Source organism: Pontibacillus marinus BH030004 = DSM 16465, assembly GCF_000425225.1.
Classification (GTDB): domain Bacteria; phylum Bacillota; class Bacilli; order Bacillales; family BH030062; genus Pontibacillus; species Pontibacillus marinus.
In genome coordinates, this window is the sequence record NZ_KE384331.1 from 55,023 (window position 1) to 76,017 (window position 20,995).

Below are 20,995 nucleotides of genomic sequence, written 5' to 3' on the forward strand. Positions count from 1 at the left end.
TTTTCTATCATTATTGAGCCGGCACTAAACCGCCAGCCGCTTCATAGCGAGCATAAAACTCTTGTAAAAATTGATTCGTCACATCGTCGTTATGAATAAATAACATGTTCTCATCATTAATCTCGTTCCCATTCGTGCTCCAGTTTGTAGAGCCTACGATTGCTGTTGGGTCACTGCTTGCGTGCCCAGCATCAATGAGCATGGTTTTGGCGTGCATTTTTCGATCTTCATTGTCTTCATAAACTGGTGCTACGTTATTCCATCTGATGTTCGGGTTATTGGTAGATTCCTGTGATGCGGTGCGTCCTGTCATTTCGATTGAAGCTGACCACCACTGATTCCAGAAGCTCTCATCATATACACCTTTCACTTCAAAACCTGTGCGAGAACCTTCTAAATCATTATAAGACCCTTCCCATTTATACTTCAGCTCATTAACTAGCGTTTGATCACTCCATGCAAAAATCGTGAAGTAGCTGCTGTAATCCGCTTCATTTTTAACGTAAGATGCCATATGGCCTACTGCGTCATCTCCAGCTGAGAAATACACATCTACTGGAGTACCACCTACATCTACTGTATGAATCGTATTATCTGTTTTTCTACCATGATAGTTAGAAACAGCTGGGTCAGGTGTTAAGCCTGCACTCCCCCACATTTCATCAAATTCTGTTTTGAAAACATCTGATAGAGCCGTAGAGTTAAGCTCAACAACGTGTTGCGTGTTTCCACCTAATACATCATTTTGCATATTCGTTTCAGATCCATAAAGTCCTGTAACCGTGAAGTTCCAACTACCCGTAAACACCCACTTTCCATCCACGACTGCAAATTTATTATGCATTTGGTTGCCAGGAGAATAGTAGCTTCCATCATCCTTCTGTTCAGCATCCGCTAAACGATAGCCGGACTGCGTATCATTCCCTACTCCAACGGTTACCTGCTCCATACCTGTTACAGATGAAGGTAAGCCGTATTGTTCGCGTAAGGTTTGATCTTCTACGGCAAACATAATAGAGTCAGAGAAAACATGAACATCATCACTTGTTCCAATTGTGCCATCTTCTCCTCTAACTAACTGTTCAATATAAAGACGCATTTTTCGATAACGTTCGGTGTAGTGAGGATCGCTTCCATCCTTTGCATCCGCTATGATACGAACATCTACACCCTGAGCTGCTTTTGCAACAAGTGCATCAATGATATTCGGAAGGTTGATTTCGTATGTTGCCATGTCGATTGATTCTGTTGCATTGTTAATTCGTTTGATCAGTCTATCCTCTAAATTCACATTATAGTTCGCTTCATTTCCTGAAGTCGCATATTGATCATAAGCACATTTATTAAAATATACATTTATACTTCCTGCTGTGTTGGATACGTTATTGAGTTGCTCTTCTGTTGTTTGGCAACCTTTTTCTGCCGCATTTGGCGTACCGTATCCTTCTGCGTATGTAGCAGTTGAGGTGAACCAATTACTCGAGTTCGTTCCACTTACCGTTGTGTCTTGGCGTGCCATTGTTGCCTTTGTATCGTTATCCCCTGCATACCAAGCATCAACGCTGTCGATCACATTTTGACTATCATCTCGTAATTCAAGTATTTCTCCGGAGTTACTTAGGGAGCCTGTATAGATAAGATTTGCAGTAGCCTCAGATACCGTTGTGTCATCTGTGCGTTCAAGAAGGTAATACCCACCTGCTGGAATCGTGCCAGAAAGTTGAATATCAGGTGAACCATCTGCTGCACTTAACGTCCAGCCATCAAGTGAAATCGTTGAACCTGTGTTGTTATAAAGCTCTATCCATTCATCATTGTAGCTTGATGTTGTACCCATCCATGCAACCTCACTTACGACAACATCATTTGTTGTTGCTGCATGAGAATTTTGTGGTGTCGGAAACATCGTCGTTAAAAGACTAAAAATCACCATAAGTCCGAGCCATTTTCTGTTTTTCATACTGAATTCCCCACTCCTTTTTGAATTTTTACCTCACAATTTCTAAGGTATCACAGGAATGGGATGAATTTTCATAATTTACGAACCATTAACACAAAAGGGTACTTAAGGCTCTTATAATGGTTTTTTAAGGAATTTTTATAGCTTTATAGAATTACCAATATATATCTTTCTATATAGAGGAAAGTAAAAAGAAAAACATTTAACATAAAACCATGTTCCTATTTCCCGCAAAATTTCAAGATGTTTTTTCAGATAATTGCTGCTTTTTAGTTATTTACGACCTAATGATGCTCTTGTATAATTTTTAATCGAAACGTTTCACTAAATTCTTTTTGAAAGGAAGTGCATCATTTGAAAAAAATTCTATTTTCCCTTTTAACTGTGGTCTTAGTTTTTACAGCCACCCTCCCTACTAGCACTTTTGCTAGTCCGAAACAAACAGGAAAAGAGATTGCTTTATCGAAAGAATTGAAAGCGATTTCAGAAAAAACCTATCGTTACTTTGAAGATTTCACAAACGAAAAGACTGGACTTACTTATGATGCTGTTCGAATGAATAACGATGATTTAAATGAAAAGAAATATACTTCCCCTACCAATATCGGGATGTATATGATGAGTACGATTTCAGCTGAAGAAATGGGGATCATTTCCCGTGATGAAGCTGTGGCAAAGATCGAAAAAACCTTAGACTCCTTAGAAGATATGAAAAAGTGGAATGGTTTATTTTACAATTGGTATTACACAAAAGATGGTTCATTGATGACGGATTGGGGACAATTCATCTCAACTGTTGATAATGGATGGCTTTCTGCAGGGTTGGTCGTTGTAGGACAAGCTTATCCTGAGCTAAATGATCAAACAAGTTCAATCGTAGACAATATGGATTACTCTACCCTTTATACACCTGAAGTTGGTCAAATGAGAGGCGGATATGACGTAGAAGCCGGCAGCTATACTGCCCACCATTATGGCGCTTTTTATACAGAACCTCGTGTGGCAAGCTATATCTCCATTGGCAAAGAAGATGTTCCTAAAGAGCATTGGTGGAAAATGTACCGTACAATGCCGGGGAGTTGGGATTGGCAAGCTCAAACTCCTGAAGGCTACACAGAAACATATGATGATGTAGAGGTATTCGAAGGACATTATAGCTACAAAGGTAAAAAATATGTCCCTAGTTGGGGTGGAAGTATGTTTGAAGCTTTAATGCCACAACTCGTACTAAAAGAAAAAGAACTTGGGAAAGATGCGCTTGGATTAAATAACCAACGTCATGTTGATATTCAAATTCAATATGCTGAAGAGCAAGGTTTTGAAGCTTGGGGAATGTCACCTGCTGCTACACCTGAAGGATATTCTGAATTTGCAGCCACCCCATTAGGAATGGATGGTTACAAATCTGATGGCACTGTTACTCCACACGCTACATTTTTAGCTCTGGAATACGCGCCTATGGAAGCTTTGAAAAACATCAATACGTTGAAACGTTTCGACGCTTATGATAAATACGGTTTCCTTGATTCTGTTAATGTTGAAACAGGAGAAGTAACCCAGGCATATCTTGCTTTGGATCAAGGCATGATCATGGTCTCCATCGCTAACTATTTGAAAGATGGTATCATTAGAGATTACTTCCATAATGATGAAATTGGAGAATCACCAGAGGAATTACTAATTAAAGAGGAGTTCTCCATAAAATAAAATGATTAAACAAAAAAGCTCACGCAACCGTGAGCTTTTTTGTTATAAAGATTATCTCTCTTCTAAAGCCTTCCATTCCGCAAAGCTATGATACGTAATCCCATTAAATCCGGTCGCTTTTTGATAGAAGCTTCTTACCTTGGAAAGCTCTTGTTCCATTTCAAGATATGTCTTGTTATCAAAACTTACATAATCTAAATAGTGAGGCTTCAACTCGACCCCGATTTCAACTTTTGGAGAGTTCGCATAAAGAACTTCATTTTCTGATAGAGATGTGATGCTATTGGATCCAAGTGCTGTATTACGATAGGCCATGACTGTCACGTAATCGTTTCGATCAATCATTTCTTTATAGAATCCAGGATAATATGGCTCTACACTTTTTCCATCTGTCCAGAAAGGTAAATCTGATCCAACCATAAACCCGTTTTGCTTAGCATAACTGATATATTCTTGAGATGTATTCGACCATTGCTGTATCGTGCCTGCACGGTCTGTATCCCACTCGTCTAGTACGTGAGGTTCGATATCGAAATGAATTCCAATAAACTTCGCGTTTTCCTGAGAAACACTAGCATTGTATTCCATCACTAAGTCCATACGATGTTTTCCTATAGAGAGGTTAGATTCAAGCGCCCATTTTGGTGCTCCCATTAATGCATGAACCTTAATACCTTGTTCCGTTAATTTTGAAATAAAGTATGGATAGCTATCTTCAACTAGCGGATTATAATGCAGATACACATTATCTACATGGTGCTTTGTTAAGAAATTAATAGTTTCATCAGGCGTATCTCGAACCGCACTGCTATCCCATAACCATACATTTTTGTTCGTATTGTATTCATTTAAACCATTTCTTATAGCCTGAGCATAACTTGTAAATTTCTCTGTTTTCGCAGTTTTTGAAAGCGAGGATAAGGACGTAAGGTCTCCTCCATTAAAAAATTGCGCAGCTTGATCATCCGTATAAACAATGGACACACCAGACTGAATCGTTGTTTCTGAACTAATCGTTGCTTGAAAGCCATTCATTTCTAAGTGTTTCTGAATCATACTGTTTAGAGTAGGATTGTTCCCTTTAATTGTGGTACTTGCTGTTGTTCCTTCTACACCTAAAACAGATACATTCGTCGATATATCTCGGCTTACTTCAGAAGATGACTCAATCGTTGTCGCTGTCTCGGTTACATCCGTTACTCGATAATGATTATACGCCTCTCCTGCCGCTGATTCTGCAATGAAAGAAGAGACAGGAAGGTAATCTCCTTCTTCTTTTCCATCAATAAATACGTTCGATTGGTTATCTACATATGTAAACTCCCAACAACTTTCACAAACCACTTCATCCTGAGATGATACTGCACTCTCGCCAAATACAACTTCGTTTACCATTGCCCCAAATAATCCAAATCCTAATAACAACATAAATAAAGACCGCAATGTAACTTTAATTTTCAAATTGTATGTTCCCTTCTACTGAGCTATTTGTGATCACACTCTATTTATCGAAAGGGAACGAAGGAATATAAATACATTTTATAATAATAACCATAAATACCTATACACCTATATAGGACGATAATTACTTTAGGATTAGTCTCTCACCTATTATTACAAAAAAGTAGTTCAATTCGGGGAGGGTGTTGAACTCCCAAATTGAACTACTCAACTTATGCAGACTGTTTCTCATCCATATCTACTTCACTTACGTTTTTCCCCATTAACTTATCCACAATAATGGAAATCGCCCCATCACCAGTTACATTTGTTGCTGTTCCGAAGCTATCTTGTGCTAGATAAAGAGCAATCATTAAGGAAAGCATTGCTTCATTAAATCCTAGCATAGATTGAAGGAGTCCAAGAGCTGCCATTACCGCGCCTCCTGGCACACCCGGCGCAGCAATCATTGTTAGGCCCAGTGCTAAAATAAATGGAAAGATGTTAGCGAATGATAGATCCATTCCATTAAGCGTCATAACCGCCATCGCTGCACTTACAATTGTAATTGTACTGCCGGATAGATGGATGTTTGCACAAAGCGGCACAACGAATTCTGCTATTTTGTCTCCAACCTTATTCTTCTTCGTTTGCTTCAGTGTTACAGGGATGGTCGATGCTGATGATTGTGTTCCAAGTGCTGTGAAGTAAGCCGGAACCATGTTACGTAACGATTGGATCATATTCTTACCAGAAAGTGCTGAAGCTGTCGTATATTGAAGCAACAACATGACAAGATGGATAACGATAATCATGGCAAAAACTTTAATAAATGTGGACATGATTGTTGCAACCTGACCACCATGCGTCATATTCGCAAAAATACCAAAGATGTGTACAGGTAAAAGTGGAATAATAACTACTTGGATGACCTTTTCAATAATTCGACGGAAGTCTTCAAATGCTTTTTGTAGTGCGTTTCCTTGAATAGAAGCAAGTCCAAGTCCCAAAATGAAAGCCAAAATTAATGCTGTCATAACACTCATGACAGGAGGCATGTCTACCTTGAAAAAGCCCTCTAGCAGGAACTCTTCTGGATTTTCGAAACTTTCACCATTACCACTTGCTCCTAGCATTTTAGGTAAGATCATGCTGCCCGCAAAAAATGCTAATAAACCTGCTATAATCGTAGATCCATATGCTACTGAGGCTGTTAGACTTACGAGTTTGCCAGCCCCTTTACCTAATTCACCGATTCCTGGCGCAATGAACCCAAGAATGATCAGTGGAATCACAAAGTTTAAAAAGTTACCGAATAATACATTTAATGTTGCAAACAACTCTATCCACCATTGAGGAAGAAAAAGTCCACTCACAATGCCTAGTCCGATGCCTATTAATAAACGCGGTAATAATCCTATTTTCATGTTTTTGTCCTCCCCAGATGAACAACTGTTCTTTATTGATGGATACAGTATAGCTCGTGAAGAAGGATTTGTGAAGGTTCTGAGCGTTATTCGGAATTTTCTATCTTTATAGCGTTTTCAATTGTAGGGGGATCTCCATTGCTTGGGTGGGACTCCCCAAGTTGGTATTCTTCCTCACTTATTTACTGAACTTCTTCACTTATTCGGTTCCTTTCCTCACTTATTTGCCTAACTTCTTCACTTATCTGCTTTCCTTCCTCACTCTTTTGCTTGGCTTCTTCACTTATTCAGTCCCCTTCCTCACTTATTTGCCCAGCTTCTTCACTTATTCAGTTCCCTTCCTCACTTATTTGCCCAGCTTCTTCACTTATTCAGTACCCTTCCTCACTTATTTGCCCAGCTTCTTCACTTATTCAGTGCCCTTCCTCACTTATTTGCCCAGCTTCTTCACTTATTCGGTTCCCTTCCTCACTAATTCCAGCCTCTCCCCATACAAAAGCCCATAAAAAAGAAGCCTCCCAAAAAAGGAGACTCCCACTAAATCAATATTTATGAAGCTTTCGTAACCGGCTTGCCAATCATATCACGTTTGAACAAGAACTGAGCTCCAATAAGAGCACCGAATGTAACAAGTCCTGCTGCGTCAGATTGCCAGCCTGGATAAATCAATGCAAGTCCACCAGCTACAGCTAAGATACGCTCGATCCAATACGTTTTGCGATACCAGTAGCCGATCATGCCGGCTCCGATTGCAATCATACCTGTTACCGCTGTGAATAAAATCCAAATCAGCTCCAAGAATGTCGTATCAATCATAAGCAACTGAGGCTGTAATACGAACATGTATGGGATGATAAACGCTGCAATGGCAAGTTTTGCGGCGTTGACTCCGGTTCGTATTGGTTCGCCACCTGATACACCTGATGCAGCAAAGGCAGCCAGGGCAACTGGTGGTGTAATATCGGCAATAATACCAAAGTAGAACACGAATAAGTGCGCAGGTAGATCTTGAACACCTAGCAGGATAATCGCTGGTGCTGCAATGGTAGATGTGATAACGTAGTTCGCTGTTGTCGGTGATCCCATACCAAGGATAATCGCAGCGATCATTGTAAAGAACAACGTTAACAGAATCTGTTCGTTTGCTAATGCCACAAGACTGTTAGCGAGCTTCAGCCCCAGTCCTGTTTTCGTTACAACACCCACGATAATACCTGCAGCCGCTGTTGCAGCTACAACGCCTAGTGCAGTGCGAGCACCATCTACAAGAGCATCAATCGTGTCACTAAAGTTCCCATCAAATAAGTAACTAACTAGAATCGTTAAGATTGCTGCACCAACAAAAGATGATTGAAGCAGCTTGTTTGGTAATGCACCATCAAGCATCATTTGTAAGACTGGGTTACCAATCGCACCTACTACAAATGTTGCGATATAAAGCTTGCGGAAACGCTCCGGACGCAATAAACCAACTAAAATCGTCGTTAGGATTCCAAAGAACGCCGCCATGATAACACTTAAACCTGAAGCTAAGAAGATAACGATTGCCACAAGAGGTAATAATAAGTAAAGTCTTTTGAATACCTCTTTTTTGTCAGGCATTTCTTCATCACTTAATCCTTCTAAACCATTACGTTTCGCTTCAAAGTGCGTCATGATGTATATTCCAGTAAAATACAGAATCGCAGGGATCGCCGCAGCTTTTGCAATCGTCCAATAGTCGATTCCGATAAACTCAATCATAAGGAACGCAGCTGCACCCATAATTGGTGGCATAAGCTGTCCGCCTGTAGAGGCTGCTGCTTCAACGCCACCTGCAAATTCTTTACGATAGCCGAGCTTTTTCATCATCGGGATTGTAAATGAACCTGATGTTACAACGTTTGCTACGGAACTACCACTAATCGTTCCCTGTAGAGCACTTGAGAAGATCGCTACTTTCGCAGGTCCCCCAGTACGTTTACCTGCTACTGTTACAGCAAGGTCATTAAAGTACTGCCCTACTCCTGTTTGAACCAGGAATGATCCAAATAATAGGAAGAGGAAGATAAACGTAGCTGATACGGCTAGTGGCGTACCTAGAATACCTTCTGTTGTGAAATACATGGACTGCACAAGGTTATCTAAGTCCACTCCTCTATGTTTAAGAAACCCTGGCATTTGGCGGCCCCAATAAGCATATGCCAAGAATAACCCCGCAATAATCGTAATTGGGAGGCCTACCGCTCGCCTTGTTGCTTCTAAAACAAGAATCACAGCAAGAATACCTATATAAAAGTCCGTTTGGTTAATGGAGCTTGCTCGAACAACTAGTTCGTCATACTGTAGAGGCCAATACAGCCCTACTCCTACACCTAATATGGATAAGAGGTAATCAAACCAACTTAACTTCCCTTTCTCCCTTAGCTTTTTTGTAGCTGGAAAAAGTAAAAAGATAAGAGCTAACGCAAAACCAAGGTGAATGGGTCTATGAATTTGAGCTGGCAGTCGATGCACAACTGTAAAATAAAGTTGATAAACCGAAAAGGCTAGTAAACCAAAAAAGACAATTTTGGCTACAATACCTGAGAGTTGTCTGACGCCTGATTCAGGGTCATACTTTTGCATTAATGCTTGTTGTTCTTCTTGCGTTAAGTTCTTGTCTTGGTCACTCAAGCATATTCACTCCTTCCCAGAGCTGCCACCTACTCAAATGCTTTGCATCAATTTGAATATTGGTTCCTGCTCCGACAAATTCCTTTAATAAAAGTTTCTGATCTTGATAGATGATTTTGTGCTTTGCTCTCACTTGTCCGACTGAGAGGTTTATGTAAGGGAAAGCCTTTGCATCTTTGCTTTTTTCTATAATATATTTACCATCTTCCGTTCGGAATGTGTCACCACCATGGGCATCTGAGGGCATTCCGATTGCTGTATCTTCATATATTAGCTTCTCTGGTTTCATCATTCCCTCTTTCACCCGATACAACTCCCGAACTTCAGATAAATGCACAGAATGCGTGTATCGCAATTCTACTATATCATGTTCATGAACAGGGATATAGGACAAAAGCTCGTTTGTCCGCTGATTTTGAAAGGTTAGTACATAGTGGTTTGGATAAAAGATGAGCGCGGTTAAACCCGCTATTAGGGTGAGGGAAATGATTACGATTGTAACGATTGATTTTCGCTTTAATGTGTTCATCCTATTCCCTTCTTTATTGAACATTAATAAATAGGAAGAGATAGACCAATGAAGGCATTGGTCTATCTCATAAAAACCACTAACTGTGATTTAATTAGTCTTTGCTGATACCCTTTTCATCGAAGTATTTCTTCGCACCTGGGTGCAATTCAATACCTACACCGTTAAGAGCTGTTTCAGCTGAAATAAACTCACCTTTTGAGTGTGTAACTTTATCTGTGTTGTTGAAGATTGCTTTTGTTACGTTGTACACAACGTCTTCGCTAAGGTCTTTTGATACAACAAGCATCGCTTGAACAGCTACTGTTGTTACATCTTGTTTAAGACCATAAGTACCTTCTTTTACAGTATCCTTAGCGTAGTAAGGGAATTCTTCTTTAAGCTCATTAATCTTCTCTTCTTTAATTGGAACGATTGAAATATCTTGCGTTGCAGCAAGTCCTTCAACAGCACCAGTTGGAGTACCAGATGTGATGAACGCTGCATCGATGGAGCCGTCTTTAATTCCATCAGTAGACTCACCAAAGCTTAGGTTACGAACAGTCATATCCTCTTCACTTAAACCATGAGCTTTAATAATGTTTTTAGCATTCGCTCGAGTACCGGAACCAATATTTCCTAATGAAACGGTTTTTCCTTTAAGATCTTCTACTGACTTAATACCAGATTGTTTAGTCGTTACAATTTGAATCGTTTCTGGATAAAGAGATCCAATTGCCTGAACGTTATCGATCTTGTTTCCTTCAAACATTAGCTTACCTTCAGCTGCATAAGCTGCGATGTCCGTTTGAACAAATGCCATCTCTCCATCACCATCAGCAAGCTTTTTCATGTTCTCTACAGATGCGCCTGAAGAGTTTGCTGTTGCGTCAACTCCATCAACGTTATTGTTGATGATTGTTTGGAAGGTACCGCCAAGTGGATAATATGTACCTTGAGATCCACCCGTCAAGATTCCTAAGAACTGTGTACCACCATCTTCTCCTTCGCCGCCATTACCGCCGTTACCGCCGTCAGCAGCACCGCCGCCGCACGCAGCAAGGATTGTGGAAAGCGCTAACAATAGCACCATAGACAATAAACCTTTTTTCATGTTCATGTTTCTTACCCCCATTGTTCATTAAAATTTTTGAGTCGCTAAAATATTTTAGCAAGGTATTCTTGAAAACACAATTGTTTTCTCTTTCCTACATTCCCACGTTAAAGGAATGCATAAACAATAAATTTTACATTTCTTATCTTTATCCTATATTTTCTTAATTATTAATGAAACCTCCTTTCTAGAGCAACCTACAATAGTTTCATTTTGTGGGGTTACTCAAAAGACCGGAATCATCCTAATAGGATTTACACTTCATACATTACCATTATTTAACTTTATTATCCATTAATAAGAAACCACTAAGTGCTAAAGAATGATAAAGCTAGTCATATTCATTCTCATAATATTATTATATTTTGACGGTTGATTTAGTAGAAAACGCTTTATTCCACTTTCGTTATCGGTTTATGATACACTAGTCATGTTGAAGTTTTGTAGAAATTTTCATGGGGTACTCGAAAGGATATCTTCCTTTACAACTAGGAGGTGTACAATATGGGTAGAAAAGGAACAATGGAAGAGGAATCAATTAACAGTATTTACTTAGATGAAACGATGACGGTGAAAATTTATAAGCCATCCTCGTTTTCCCCATTATATAAATATCACATCTGCATCATGCAGGATGGAAATGACTACTTACAATTAGGTCGTGTTGCTACGTTAAGTGATCGTTACCATGAAGACGGTACGATTGAAAATACGATTTTTGTAGGCATTCATTATCAGGACAAATATGATCGTCGTAACAAATATCACCCAGAGGGAGAACAGTTCGTTGATTATATGAAGTTTTTAGCGAATGAGGTTGTTCCGATGTTGGACGAGAAATTGCCAACGTATCACATGGGTGGGTGTCGTGCACTAATGGGAGACTCGCTTGCTGGCACAATGGCTCTTATGACAGCAGTGAAATATCCGAATACGTTCGGGAAAGTGATTATGCAGTCTCCATATGTTGATGATGTTGTCATGGAACAAGTTCAAGATAGCACAAGTGTGCAATCTATGGAGATCTACCATACAATTGGTACTGAAGAAACTGAAGTGGACACGACAAACGGTGAGGTGCAAGACTTCTTAACACCAAATCGTAAGCTTAAAGAAATTCTCCAAGATAAATGTTCCGACTATATCTACCATGAATTAGATGGCAACCACACTTGGAAACATTGGCAAAAAGACCTAAAACGTGCAATTCCTACAATGTTTGGGGATGAAACTCAATAAATTTCCCCAAGCTAAATGTCAGAAAATTTGATATAATGCAGATACACCTTTAATCAAAAACCCGTAGCTTATATAGTTTCACTATTAAGGAGGTACAAAGATGAAGTACGGTATAGCAATTTTCCCATCAAAAAAAATCCAAGACGTCGCGAACTCTTACAGAAAACGTTACGATCCTCATTACGCTCTTATTCCTCCACATGTAACGTTAAAGGAAGCTTTTGAAGAAGACGAAGAAAACACAGATCAACTTGTACAGAAGCTATCCCAAATCGCAAAAGAAACAGAGCCTTTCACTTTAAATGTGAATAAGTTAAGTACGTTTGCTCCTGTTACAAATGCGATTTACATGAAAGTTGAACCAGTAGAGGAATTGGTTAAACTCCATGAGCGTTTACACTCTGAAGATATACCGAACGGAAAAACATATCAGTTTGTGCCACACATTACGATTGCTCAAAAGCTATCTGATGATGAGCATTCGGATGTTTATGGATCATTAAAAATGATGGACCATGAATTCGAAGAAACGATTGATCGTTTTCAACTGTTGTATCAATTAGAAAACGGCATGTGGACCGTTTACGAGACATTCCATTTAGGTGAGGGTTAAGTCGAAGTGAATATTTTAAAAGTATCAAACGAACAAGAACAAAAAGATGCCTATTTTGTCCGCCAAAAAGTATTCGTAGAAGAACAGAACGTTTCACTTGAGGAAGAAATGGACCAATTTGATGATATTGCAACCCATTTTGTTGGGTATGAGGACAATCTTCCTGTAGCAGCAAGTCGCCTACGTTTTGTAGAAGGCTATGGTAAACTTGAACGCATTTGTATTTTAAAAAAATATCGTGGCCAAGGCTATGGTAAGCAAATGATTCTACACATGGAACAGGAAATAAGTAATCAAGGCTATGAAAAGTCCAAGCTGAACGCTCAAACACAAGCTTTAGACTTTTACAAAAACCTTGGATATGAAGTTGTGTCTGACGAGTTCATGGATGCTGGAATTCCGCATGTAACCATGATAAAGGAAATCAAGTGATAAGAATCCCCCTTCTGACTCTAGTAGGTCAGAAGGGGGATTCTTTTGTTTTCCAGTTTATGCTATTATAATTGTAAAATTTTACACATGATCAAGGAGTGTTCCACATGCAAGCTATACTCGCATTACTTACTGAAGTCTTTAATGCCATCACATTAAATAAGTGGAAGAAAAGTCAGGATCAGGTTCAACGCGTCTTTGCTGGTTCTGTTGTCGAATTGCTTAAGGATGAGAAGAAGTTAATGATTATGGAGCATGGTGTTGATGAAAGCTCTATTAGTAAATATGGAATTCCTGTTCAAAATGTTAGTGAATATGAATTAGGTCAGAAGCTTGAGGTTACGGTTTACTCGAATGAATTAGATCGTACGTGGTCATTAGAGCAGGGGCGTTTTGAGGTTAAAGCGATATAAGTGGGGAGAAGTTTTCTGCTTTCTTCTTTCATATAAGCCCCCTTATCTTGAAGACTTGAATCGAGATATATTGTGGTGGAGGTCCGTTGCTTTTGCGAGAGTAAGGGGATCGGTGAAACGGCAATACTCCTGCGGAAGACCGGAGTGACGAGACCCCGCAGGGAGCTTGCGAATGAGGAGGCTCGGCGCTTCGTCCGCAGGAAAGCAACCCGTTCCACAGCCCGCCGCTCTGCATAAACGCAACGGAACCACTCCACACCTTATTCAACATTCCTGCCATATAGCTGAATAACACATATCCCCCATTCCCTCACAAAAAAGCAGTTCAATTAAGGGTACATCTGTACTCCAAAACTGAACTACTCACCAGTCTCTATCTCTTTTTAATACCCTCTGAACGAAACGAGTCTTTATTTACGAAGTAAAAATAAAAGCTTCGCCCAAAAACCTTTAGGCTTTTCGATGCTTTCTTTATGCACGTTTTCTTCTAGACGCTTATTAAAATCACTCTGCAGTTGCCATTCTTTATTTTGATCTTCTCGCATGTTTCGGATTTCTTCTAATAAGAATTCACTTTTTTCCTTTTCTTGTTCCAATAAGGATTCATACTGATTCTTTTGTTGTTCCATTAATTTTTCCATATTGGTATGCGTTTTCTGCGAGAAGTTTCCAACCCCTGAACTAATGGCATGGTGATCTTGCTGAAGTTGGGAAACGGCTGTTTTAAGATGGGACACATCATTTCTAAGTTGCGTGTTCATCTCATTTGTTGCAGCTAATTCATTCGCTAATACCTTTAACAAATCTTTAAGCTGATTAGGATCTTGTAATGAATTGTCATATGTATCGGGGAGCGTTACACTCGTTTCATTACCTTCTTCCAACCTTGCTTTTTGCTTCTCCATCACTTCTTTCGCCGTATCGTCTTTCGGCTTTTCTGTATCACGTATCGCTATTATGGCTTCGATGTCAGATCGAACAAAAATACGGCGGTCTCCGTCTTTAAAAAACTCGTATCCATTTCGCTCCAAGATTTGGCCATATTTCCGAACCGTCGTAGTGGCAAGTCCAACTTCTTCAGCAACTTCCTTCGTAGAATAAGCTCGTTCATTTGGTCGTATATCGTGTCGCAATATCGAGCCTCCTTTTCTTTTAAATATGAAGGTTTTTTGGAATAAAAAAAAGAGCCTATACGCCCTTTTCTTACGGTATTTTATTCAGGTTAGAAATCGCTTTAGGCCAATGTTCTCACAATATAGCAAATTATTGTAGCGTCTACCGATATAAACGATTTTTCACCATGATTTCATCTCCAAATATACGTGATTATCCCCTATGTTTTCAACTCTGGAGAACTAGATGCTAGGCATTCAAATCACTCCTCAACTTTTTCAACTTTCATTTTCAGTAAGAGGTTTTCACTATCTTCCTTTAGCATCTTCTCAACCTGTTCGTCATCTTGAAAATCATAATTTCTCATTCGATTTTCAAGTGAAGATCGATAAACGGCTAACAACTTGGTTTCACCTAGTTTGATTTCGGTTTCTTCTTCCTTTCTAATAGCATAGCGCCACCCTTGCATACCCTCAAAATCCACAGTTAGCTGACTCTTATGTGGATTAAGCTGAACACCCGGAGCATACAAAACATATAAATTTTCATTTCCATCAGGGCTAATGACTCCAAAGCCCAAATGCCCTTCATCTAGATTTTGAATACTTTTGCCATAAGAGATTTCTGCGACACGTCCAGGGACTTTCTCGCCATCCTTATACCTTTCCACCCAGACTTTCACCCATCTCTTATCCGCTTCAGGTAAACGAAACTTAAAATCAAACAAGTGACCGAGGTTTAAATCTTCGAAAGATTTCACATAATCTGATTCAGGTGTAGGCTTAATCGTTATGTTACTATCACTTTCATTTGAACAACTCGTAACCAAGATTAATAGGAAAAGTAATAGCAATGTGAGGTAGAATTTCTTCATAGACATAACGTCCTCTCTTCAAATTACTGAACAATCAACGTTCCTTGATGAAACGTCATTTGCCAATGACCGTTATTCTTTTTCCAAATAGAACTGCGTAAAGCGTGCTGGTCTTTGGATGCTTTGTATGTTTTAAACGTCGTTAAAACAACATCAGAAGCCAATAATCTAGCATCAAAATCAGATACTGAAAAACCTTCAGCCCGTTTAACCTTTGGCAGTCGTTCTAATACATTCTCTTTACCAAAAGACTCACCCGAACTACCAAACTCCCAAAAGTCATCCGCTATTAATTGATCCAACTCATCTCTAGAAGCGCGGATTTCTGGTTTTAATAGCTTTGTCTCTAATGCATAGATTTCATCCTTAATTTGCTCATGATTGGTCATCTTCTCACCCTCTCTAATTATTTATGTAAGATACTGCAACAATATTTTATATGATAACTACTCTTCATCCTCCACTTCATCACCAGCAAAACTAGTTTTCCCCACTATATGCTCCACCGTTTCAATAACCTCAAATTGTTCAGATAAACCATTGATGATCAAAGATGAACCATCAGTAGGTTTTTCCATAAATGCGTACCAAATATGTTTTCCCTGAGAGTGAAGGGTTTTGGGCTTTATCTCCTTTTCTTCAAGTGTTATTCGAACGTATTTCACATCTGGGTTCGTAACTTTTCCATATAGCATTGGAAATGGAGAGTTTTCATTCGCTTGCATCATCAACTGATGGGAAGTAAATGGGCTGGATGTTTTTGTGTGTCCACCTCTGTCTAATGTCGCCTCCCATCCACCTGATGTTTTTTGTATAAATGCTGCTGAAAGAGGCGAGGAACCTTCACTTTTCGGCTCATAAAAAACCACTACGCCATTCTCTACCTTTTTATGATGAAAAATGGACTCATACTCCTCTATCTCAGATAAAGCATCCAGAATACTTTCTTTCGCCTTTCCCTCTGTACACCCCGAGATGAACAAGGTCATAAAAGCTAATAAAATGCTCAACCTTTTCAACAGATTCCCCTCCTACATCACAAAACCAAATCGTTTATTGGTAATATTAACATAATATGGTACACATTTTACCTTCGAACTTACATTTGATTGAATTTTCTCAACCATGTTACTGTTTGTTTGGAAGAATTTTGTGTCATAGGAAAGGAGAAACACGATGTCAGATCTTATTCAACATACACCTAAACCACGCACCCGAGATACCATACGCCGTGATCTTCAGGAAATGGGGATTCAAAAAGGAATGACAATCATGGTCCATTCCTCCCTTTCCTCTATAGGATGGGTAAATGGTGGAGCCGTAGCTGTTATCCAGGCCCTCATGGATGTGGTGACCGAACAGGGAAATATCGTGATGCCATCGCAATCTGATGATGCTGTGGATCCTTCTTATTGGAGTAAGCCATCTGTACCGGAAGAATGGTGGGAAGAGATTCGAAACACATTTCCTGCTTATCATCCTAACTATACTCCAGCATCACGTATGGGACAGATTGTGGACATATTCCGTACCTTCCCTAACGTAAAACGGAGTAGTCACCCACACAATTCTTTTGCTGCATGGGGAAAGGATAGCGAAACCATCATTCAGGACCATTCTTTAGATTTTAGTTTTGGAGAAGAATCTCCATTAAAAACCCTATATGATCTGGACGCTAACATCCTTTTCATTGGCACTGACTATGGGAGTTGTACTGCTTTTCATTTAGCAGAAAATCGCACGTATTTCAAAGAGATTATCACGAAAAAAGCTACAGTTCTTGAAAATGATGAAGAAATAAGAAAGTCGTTTCAAGACCTCGAAACACGAGAGGATTTATTTGAACAAATTGGGCTGGATTTCGAGAAACAGTATGGAGTAACAAAAGGACTAATCGGTTCCGCTTCTTCTCGCCTTTTTTCACTTCAAGAAGCTGTGGACTACGCTGAAAAATGGCTAAACCATTATTACCAAAGTGGATAATTTATTGATAAGGGGAGGAGGGCTTGGGTAGCCTCTTCCCCTATCTACATTCCCTTTACAAAACCTAAATAATTTTCTACACTTTCAGACATATTTTGATAAAAATCACACTCAATCCCCTGATAAATGCAGTTTTTGTAGAATACTTTTTTGTTTAACCCTGTTTAACGGTGGTATAGATAAGTAAATCATTCATCACAGAACTCCACTTGATTCTAACTAACCTTGATGGGGAGGCGGAGAAAGTGAAGATTAAAGCTCGAAGTTGGAGTATGTTAACAAACCAGGACAAAATGTTTCTGTTACGAGCCATTAGTCAACGTTCAAAGTTCCAACACCAGCTTGTTGAAAAGGTTTAATAGGATACAAAAATTATATAACAATTTTATCTACTACCTACTTTTAACCCTTCAGGACCTAATGAAATACACGCTTACCTAAGATTCTTCCACCCTCCTATAAAATATATTTCATCACTACATTTATAAGATGTCACTTTTTCATTTTGTAAGTATGTATTCCCCCCTTTCTGTCAATGATGGTAAGGATCTGATAGAAAGGATGAGGGGAGTTTGGAATATGCTCAAATATTAATTGAAACGATCACCGGCTTTTTATGCTTATTTGTTCTTACAAAAGTTCTGGGTAAAACTCAAATCACCCAAATTACAGCCTTTGATTTTATAGCTGCACTTGTTCTTGGAGAACTCGTTGGGAATGCTTTATACGATAAAGAAGTTGGCATATCCCAAGTACTCTATGCTGTCTTCCTATGGGGATTATTGATCTATGTAACAGAATGGGTTACACAAAAGTTTAAAGGGTCAAGGGCACTTTTAGAAGGCCGACCTAGCGTGATTATATACAAAGGAAAATTACAATATCAAAATATGAAAAAAGGCAGACTGGATATCAACCAACTCCAGCACCTTTTACGTTCTAAAGAAGTGTTCTCTTTACAGGATGTAGAATACGCAGTACTTGAAACCGATGGAACAGTATCAGTCTTACGAAAATCACTCGAACAAACACCAAGTCGTGGAGACCTTAACTTAACTCCACAAACCGTTGAGTTAGCTCGAACGTTAATTAGTGATGGCGAAATCGTTTGGGATAACTTAAAGGAAGAAGGTTTAGATGAAGGCTGGCTAGAAAAAGAACTGCAAAAACAACAATTCACTTCTGCCAAAGATGTACTCTATGCTGAATATAAAAAAGGAGAAGCCCTGCATGTCCAACCATACTAGGCTTCTCCTTTTATTTTAAATATCCATCGGTAATGGTCAATCTTATGCTCCACTTGCTCCTGCTTAATCAATGCAAGGAGGTAAGCGGTAACGGCTGTACGAAACATGAGCCATTGTGACAGCTGAGGCGTTTGAATTTCATATTCCTCACACATATATACAATCAGATCTTCATGGGCTACAGGTTCATTTTCTTTAATGAACTCTCTCAGCATATGAAGAAGCTCGTGGTGATAAGTAATATTCGCATCTACCGTTTGATGAAAGTCTTCTTCATATACCCCATGCCCCGGCAAAGCACCTTGCGCTGGAATATCCTTCAGCTTGTACAAGGATTGAATCGCCAGATGAGCATCGGTTAGAAAAGGAATCTTATGTTTATGAAGCAACTCCTCACTAAAGTAACTATCCCCTGCAAATAAACAATCATGAATGAAAATCCCTAATTGATAATAGCTATGACCAGGGAGTAAGTATGTTGTAAAGTTAAAGCCATCACGTTCATAAACCCCTTCTTGCAATACTTCATCAATAAAGATGGACTTTCCTTCTAAAAATTTGTTTCGCAACTCTGGGAGAGGATCATTTCCTCCGAATAAGTAGAGAGGCTCCAATGACGGATTGCGTAAAATGGCTTCCTCATAAAACGGAGCAAATGTATAAACGGGCCGATCCTGCTGCAAATATGACCCACCTCCGTAGTGATCGGAATGAGCGTGGGTGATAAATAGATGCGTGACCGGATAATTGTGTTCATCAAGCTGCTTTAGCACTTTTTTCATCGTTTGCGCATCTATTCCCGCATCAACAAGCATACCTGAATCTCCTTGCCAGATATAACCGATGTTGACTGGACCTTTAAAATAAAATAGGTTTTGGTTGATTTGGGTGAGCTGCATCGAAATCGACTCCTTAGGCATTCAAACGTTTACTAAATACTTTCGTTAAAATGCCTTCCTATTCCTGTTAACTCTGAGTAAATTTTATGAACTTTTGATGCATATATCGTTTTAGATGTATAGATTGCTTCTTGTTCCTGTTTATAATCTTGGTAATCTTTACGGTCTTGTTCTCTTGGTTCACGTTCTCGTAGTTGTTCTTCCAAGTTTGCTTTAAATACCGGATCAATGTAAAAGGGATCATTTTCAATTGGTTGCACACGTTCATGATAATCTTGGTATTGGTAATGCGCCACAGGTAAAATGTAACCCATATTTCATCCCTCCTATTTATTCTTTACCCTATAATTAGCATATGTATTCGTGTAAACTTCTATGTTTCATAGGGTGTCAACCTATTTTTTTTATAAATTAGGTGGTTGGTAGGAGATGGTTCCGTTACCTATTAATCTAGATAGGGAGGTTGAACTAATGTCACATATTAAAAACTTCCCATGCCAGGCACGAGAAGTTTAATCTTCCATCTTTTTTTCTAATTCCTTCATGGCTTTTTCGACTTCCCCAATTCCTTTTGTGAATTGCTTATGCCAATCCTCATGCCAGGAGTTAAATTCTTTCTCAAAATTCGCATGCTTCTTTTCAGGAAATTGGAACCAATGTTCTTTTTTATCCAAGTGTTTATGAATATCATGAATTGGCTTCATCCAATGTGGGTGAAATACTCTTGGTCGTCTCCTCATATTATCGCTTCTTCTTCCCGCAACCGCAGCCTTTTTTCTTCTTTACTCCTGACTTTGAAGATTTCTTATTTGTTTTTACAGGTTTAAATTTCTTGGAGTCTGACGATCTCACAATCACCCCATCCTTTCATACAAACTAAACCTTCTCTATAAAGTATGAAAAAGATGAGACATCCGTATGGGTAATGTCCTACTCGCCTTGAAAAATTTCAAATAAGAGTGCTACCACACCACTAATTGCAAAAATGATCCATAAAGGATATAGGATCGGAACATATAAATAACTTATCAAAACGACTGCTGAGACCCAAAAGCCCGTACACCAATGACAGCTTAATAGCTCTCCTATAAAAGCACGTAGCCCACGACCTTTTATTTCAATGTAGGTTTCCGTCTCTCCATCCTCTGTTTCATGCTCTACATATCGATGAAATGGCTTTCTTATCCACTCTGTAATCGAATCGTACACGAATAAACGAGTAATTCGAAAGCTTGCAAAAACTAAGATTAATAGTTCCATCCATGACACAGACATCCTTCTCCTCCCTCCTTTATCATAGTTTATGTTTCTAGGACGAGGAGGTTGTGAGGATTTTTTTAATTAAACCAAAAAGCTGACCGATTTTAAGGT

Annotated in this window: 21 protein-coding genes; 7 read left to right on the forward strand and 14 right to left on the reverse strand. The window is 39.2% G+C overall.

The window, feature by feature from the left end; genetic code table 11:
• Positions 1–10: 10 nt before the first annotated feature.
• Positions 11–1,960: a phospholipase D-like domain-containing protein gene (locus H514_RS23350; protein ID WP_036842063.1), complete on the reverse strand. Its 1,950-nt coding sequence runs from the start codon at positions 1,958–1,960 to the stop codon at positions 11–13.
• Between the two features lie 354 nt (positions 1,961–2,314).
• On the opposite strand from H514_RS23350, the gene H514_RS0116755 reads away from it, so the two are divergent.
• The gene (locus H514_RS0116755; RefSeq protein ID WP_081673069.1) at positions 2,315–3,667 is read left to right on the forward strand and encodes a glucoamylase family protein; all 1,353 of its coding nucleotides are present in this window, start codon (positions 2,315–2,317) and stop codon (positions 3,665–3,667) included.
• 51 nt (positions 3,668–3,718) lie between these two features.
• Here H514_RS0116755 and H514_RS0116760 read toward each other — a convergent pair whose 3' ends face one another.
• From H514_RS0116760 to H514_RS0116780, 5 genes are all read right to left on the reverse strand, one after another.
• Positions 3,719–5,128 carry a hypothetical protein gene (locus H514_RS0116760; RefSeq protein WP_027447994.1) on the reverse strand — a complete coding sequence of 470 codons (1,410 nt, stop codon included), beginning with the start codon at positions 5,126–5,128 and terminating at the stop codon, positions 3,719–3,721.
• Positions 5,129–5,340: 212 nt separating this feature from the next.
• A complete protein-coding gene (locus tag H514_RS0116765; protein WP_027447995.1) occupies positions 5,341–6,534 on the reverse strand; it encodes a dicarboxylate/amino acid:cation symporter in 1,194 nt (397 codons plus the stop codon).
• Between the two features lie 549 nt (positions 6,535–7,083).
• A complete protein-coding gene (locus tag H514_RS0116770; RefSeq protein ID WP_154657408.1) occupies positions 7,084–9,141 on the reverse strand; it encodes a TRAP transporter permease in 2,058 nt (685 codons plus the stop codon).
• 40 nt (positions 9,142–9,181) lie between these two features.
• On the reverse strand, positions 9,182–9,718 hold the full coding sequence (locus H514_RS0116775) for a DUF1850 domain-containing protein (protein ID WP_036842629.1): 537 nt from the start codon (positions 9,716–9,718) through the stop codon (positions 9,182–9,184).
• Between the two features lie 94 nt (positions 9,719–9,812).
• Entirely contained in the window at positions 9,813–10,817 is a 1,005-nt protein-coding gene (locus tag H514_RS0116780; protein ID WP_027447998.1) for a TAXI family TRAP transporter solute-binding subunit, read from the reverse strand.
• Positions 10,818–11,315: 498 nt separating this feature from the next.
• Between H514_RS0116780 and H514_RS0116785 the strand changes: the two genes are divergently transcribed.
• The 4 genes from H514_RS0116785 (at position 11,316) to H514_RS23355 (ending at position 13,508) form a co-directional block, all read left to right on the forward strand.
• On the forward strand, positions 11,316–12,050 hold the full coding sequence (locus H514_RS0116785; RefSeq protein WP_027447999.1) for an alpha/beta hydrolase: 735 nt from the start codon (positions 11,316–11,318) through the stop codon (positions 12,048–12,050).
• A gap of 100 nt (positions 12,051–12,150) precedes the next feature.
• Positions 12,151–12,663, forward strand: coding sequence for a YjcG family protein (locus H514_RS0116790; protein WP_027448000.1), 513 nt, complete (start codon positions 12,151–12,153; stop codon positions 12,661–12,663).
• Between the two features lie 6 nt (positions 12,664–12,669).
• The gene (locus H514_RS0116795) at positions 12,670–13,095 is read left to right on the forward strand and encodes a GNAT family N-acetyltransferase (RefSeq protein WP_027448001.1); all 426 of its coding nucleotides are present in this window, start codon (positions 12,670–12,672) and stop codon (positions 13,093–13,095) included.
• A 107-nt stretch (positions 13,096–13,202) separates the two neighbouring features.
• Entirely contained in the window at positions 13,203–13,508 is a 306-nt protein-coding gene (locus H514_RS23355) for a hypothetical protein (protein WP_051255192.1), read from the forward strand.
• A 410-nt stretch (positions 13,509–13,918) separates the two neighbouring features.
• Here the strand turns inward: H514_RS23355 and H514_RS0116805 are convergent, their stop codons facing one another.
• From H514_RS0116805 to H514_RS0116820, 4 genes are all read right to left on the reverse strand, one after another.
• Positions 13,919–14,641: a helix-turn-helix transcriptional regulator gene (locus H514_RS0116805; RefSeq protein ID WP_027448002.1), complete on the reverse strand. Its 723-nt coding sequence runs from the start codon at positions 14,639–14,641 to the stop codon at positions 13,919–13,921.
• A 242-nt stretch (positions 14,642–14,883) separates the two neighbouring features.
• A complete protein-coding gene (locus H514_RS0116810) occupies positions 14,884–15,495 on the reverse strand; it encodes a hypothetical protein (protein ID WP_156112300.1) in 612 nt (203 codons plus the stop codon).
• 23 nt (positions 15,496–15,518) lie between these two features.
• Positions 15,519–15,884, reverse strand: coding sequence for a nuclear transport factor 2 family protein (locus H514_RS0116815; RefSeq protein WP_027448004.1), 366 nt, complete (start codon positions 15,882–15,884; stop codon positions 15,519–15,521).
• A gap of 57 nt (positions 15,885–15,941) precedes the next feature.
• On the reverse strand, positions 15,942–16,514 hold the full coding sequence (locus H514_RS0116820) for a hypothetical protein (protein ID WP_027448005.1): 573 nt from the start codon (positions 16,512–16,514) through the stop codon (positions 15,942–15,944).
• 157 nt (positions 16,515–16,671) lie between these two features.
• On the opposite strand from H514_RS0116820, the gene H514_RS0116825 reads away from it, so the two are divergent.
• Both H514_RS0116825 and H514_RS0116835 read left to right on the forward strand, forming a co-directional pair.
• A complete protein-coding gene (locus H514_RS0116825; RefSeq protein ID WP_027448006.1) occupies positions 16,672–17,478 on the forward strand; it encodes an AAC(3) family N-acetyltransferase in 807 nt (268 codons plus the stop codon).
• A gap of 572 nt (positions 17,479–18,050) precedes the next feature.
• Positions 18,051–18,725, forward strand: coding sequence for a DUF421 domain-containing protein (locus H514_RS0116835; protein ID WP_027448007.1), 675 nt, complete (start codon positions 18,051–18,053; stop codon positions 18,723–18,725).
• On the opposite strand, the gene H514_RS0116840 is transcribed toward H514_RS0116835, so the two are convergent.
• From H514_RS0116840 to H514_RS0116860, 4 genes are all read right to left on the reverse strand, one after another.
• Positions 18,722–19,624 (reverse strand): MBL fold metallo-hydrolase, encoded by a 903-nt coding sequence (locus H514_RS0116840; protein WP_027448008.1) that lies wholly within the window; start codon positions 19,622–19,624, stop codon positions 18,722–18,724. The two genes, H514_RS0116835 and H514_RS0116840, sit on opposite strands and share 4 nt — an antisense overlap.
• A 32-nt stretch (positions 19,625–19,656) precedes the next feature.
• Positions 19,657–19,938, reverse strand: a complete 282-nt coding sequence (locus H514_RS23360) for a hypothetical protein (protein ID WP_036842633.1) — start codon at positions 19,936–19,938, stop codon at positions 19,657–19,659.
• 198 nt (positions 19,939–20,136) lie between these two features.
• Positions 20,137–20,364, reverse strand: a complete 228-nt coding sequence (locus tag H514_RS0116855) for a hypothetical protein (RefSeq protein WP_233422680.1) — start codon at positions 20,362–20,364, stop codon at positions 20,137–20,139.
• Positions 20,365–20,554: 190 nt separating this feature from the next.
• On the reverse strand, positions 20,555–20,899 hold the full coding sequence (locus H514_RS0116860; protein ID WP_027448010.1) for a DUF1360 domain-containing protein: 345 nt from the start codon (positions 20,897–20,899) through the stop codon (positions 20,555–20,557).
• Positions 20,900–20,995 lie beyond the last annotated feature (96 nt).

Bases quoted from the DNA above. Each gene is read 5' to 3' on its own strand.
- H514_RS23350 (WP_036842063.1), bottom strand. From the start codon at position 1,960: ATGAAAAACAGAAAATGGCTCGGACTTATGGTGATTTTTAGTCTTTTA.
- H514_RS0116765 (WP_027447995.1), bottom strand. From the start codon at position 6,534: ATGAAAATAGGATTATTACCGCGTTTATTAATAGGCATCGGACTAGGC.
- H514_RS0116770 (WP_154657408.1), bottom strand. From the start codon at position 9,141: ATGCAAAAGTATGACCCTGAATCAGGCGTCAGACAACTCTCAGGTATT.
- H514_RS0116775 (WP_036842629.1), bottom strand. From the start codon at position 9,718: ATGAACACATTAAAGCGAAAATCAATCGTTACAATCGTAATCATTTCC.
- H514_RS0116780 (WP_027447998.1), bottom strand. From the start codon at position 10,817: ATGAACATGAAAAAAGGTTTATTGTCTATGGTGCTATTGTTAGCGCTT.
- H514_RS0116785 (WP_027447999.1), top strand. From the start codon at position 11,316: ATGGGTAGAAAAGGAACAATGGAAGAGGAATCAATTAACAGTATTTAC.
- H514_RS0116790 (WP_027448000.1), top strand. From the start codon at position 12,151: ATGAAGTACGGTATAGCAATTTTCCCATCAAAAAAAATCCAAGACGTC.
- H514_RS23355 (WP_051255192.1), top strand. From the start codon at position 13,203: ATGCAAGCTATACTCGCATTACTTACTGAAGTCTTTAATGCCATCACA.
- H514_RS0116810 (WP_156112300.1), bottom strand. From the start codon at position 15,495: ATGAAGAAATTCTACCTCACATTGCTATTACTTTTCCTATTAATCTTG.
- H514_RS0116815 (WP_027448004.1), bottom strand. From the start codon at position 15,884: ATGACCAATCATGAGCAAATTAAGGATGAAATCTATGCATTAGAGACA.
- H514_RS0116825 (WP_027448006.1), top strand. From the start codon at position 16,672: ATGTCAGATCTTATTCAACATACACCTAAACCACGCACCCGAGATACC.
- H514_RS0116840 (WP_027448008.1), bottom strand. From the start codon at position 19,624: ATGCAGCTCACCCAAATCAACCAAAACCTATTTTATTTTAAAGGTCCA.
- H514_RS23360 (WP_036842633.1), bottom strand. From the start codon at position 19,938: ATGGGTTACATTTTACCTGTGGCGCATTACCAATACCAAGATTATCAT.
- H514_RS0116855 (WP_233422680.1), bottom strand. From the start codon at position 20,364: ATGAGGAGACGACCAAGAGTATTTCACCCACATTGGATGAAGCCAATT.
- H514_RS0116860 (WP_027448010.1), bottom strand. From the start codon at position 20,899: ATGTCTGTGTCATGGATGGAACTATTAATCTTAGTTTTTGCAAGCTTT.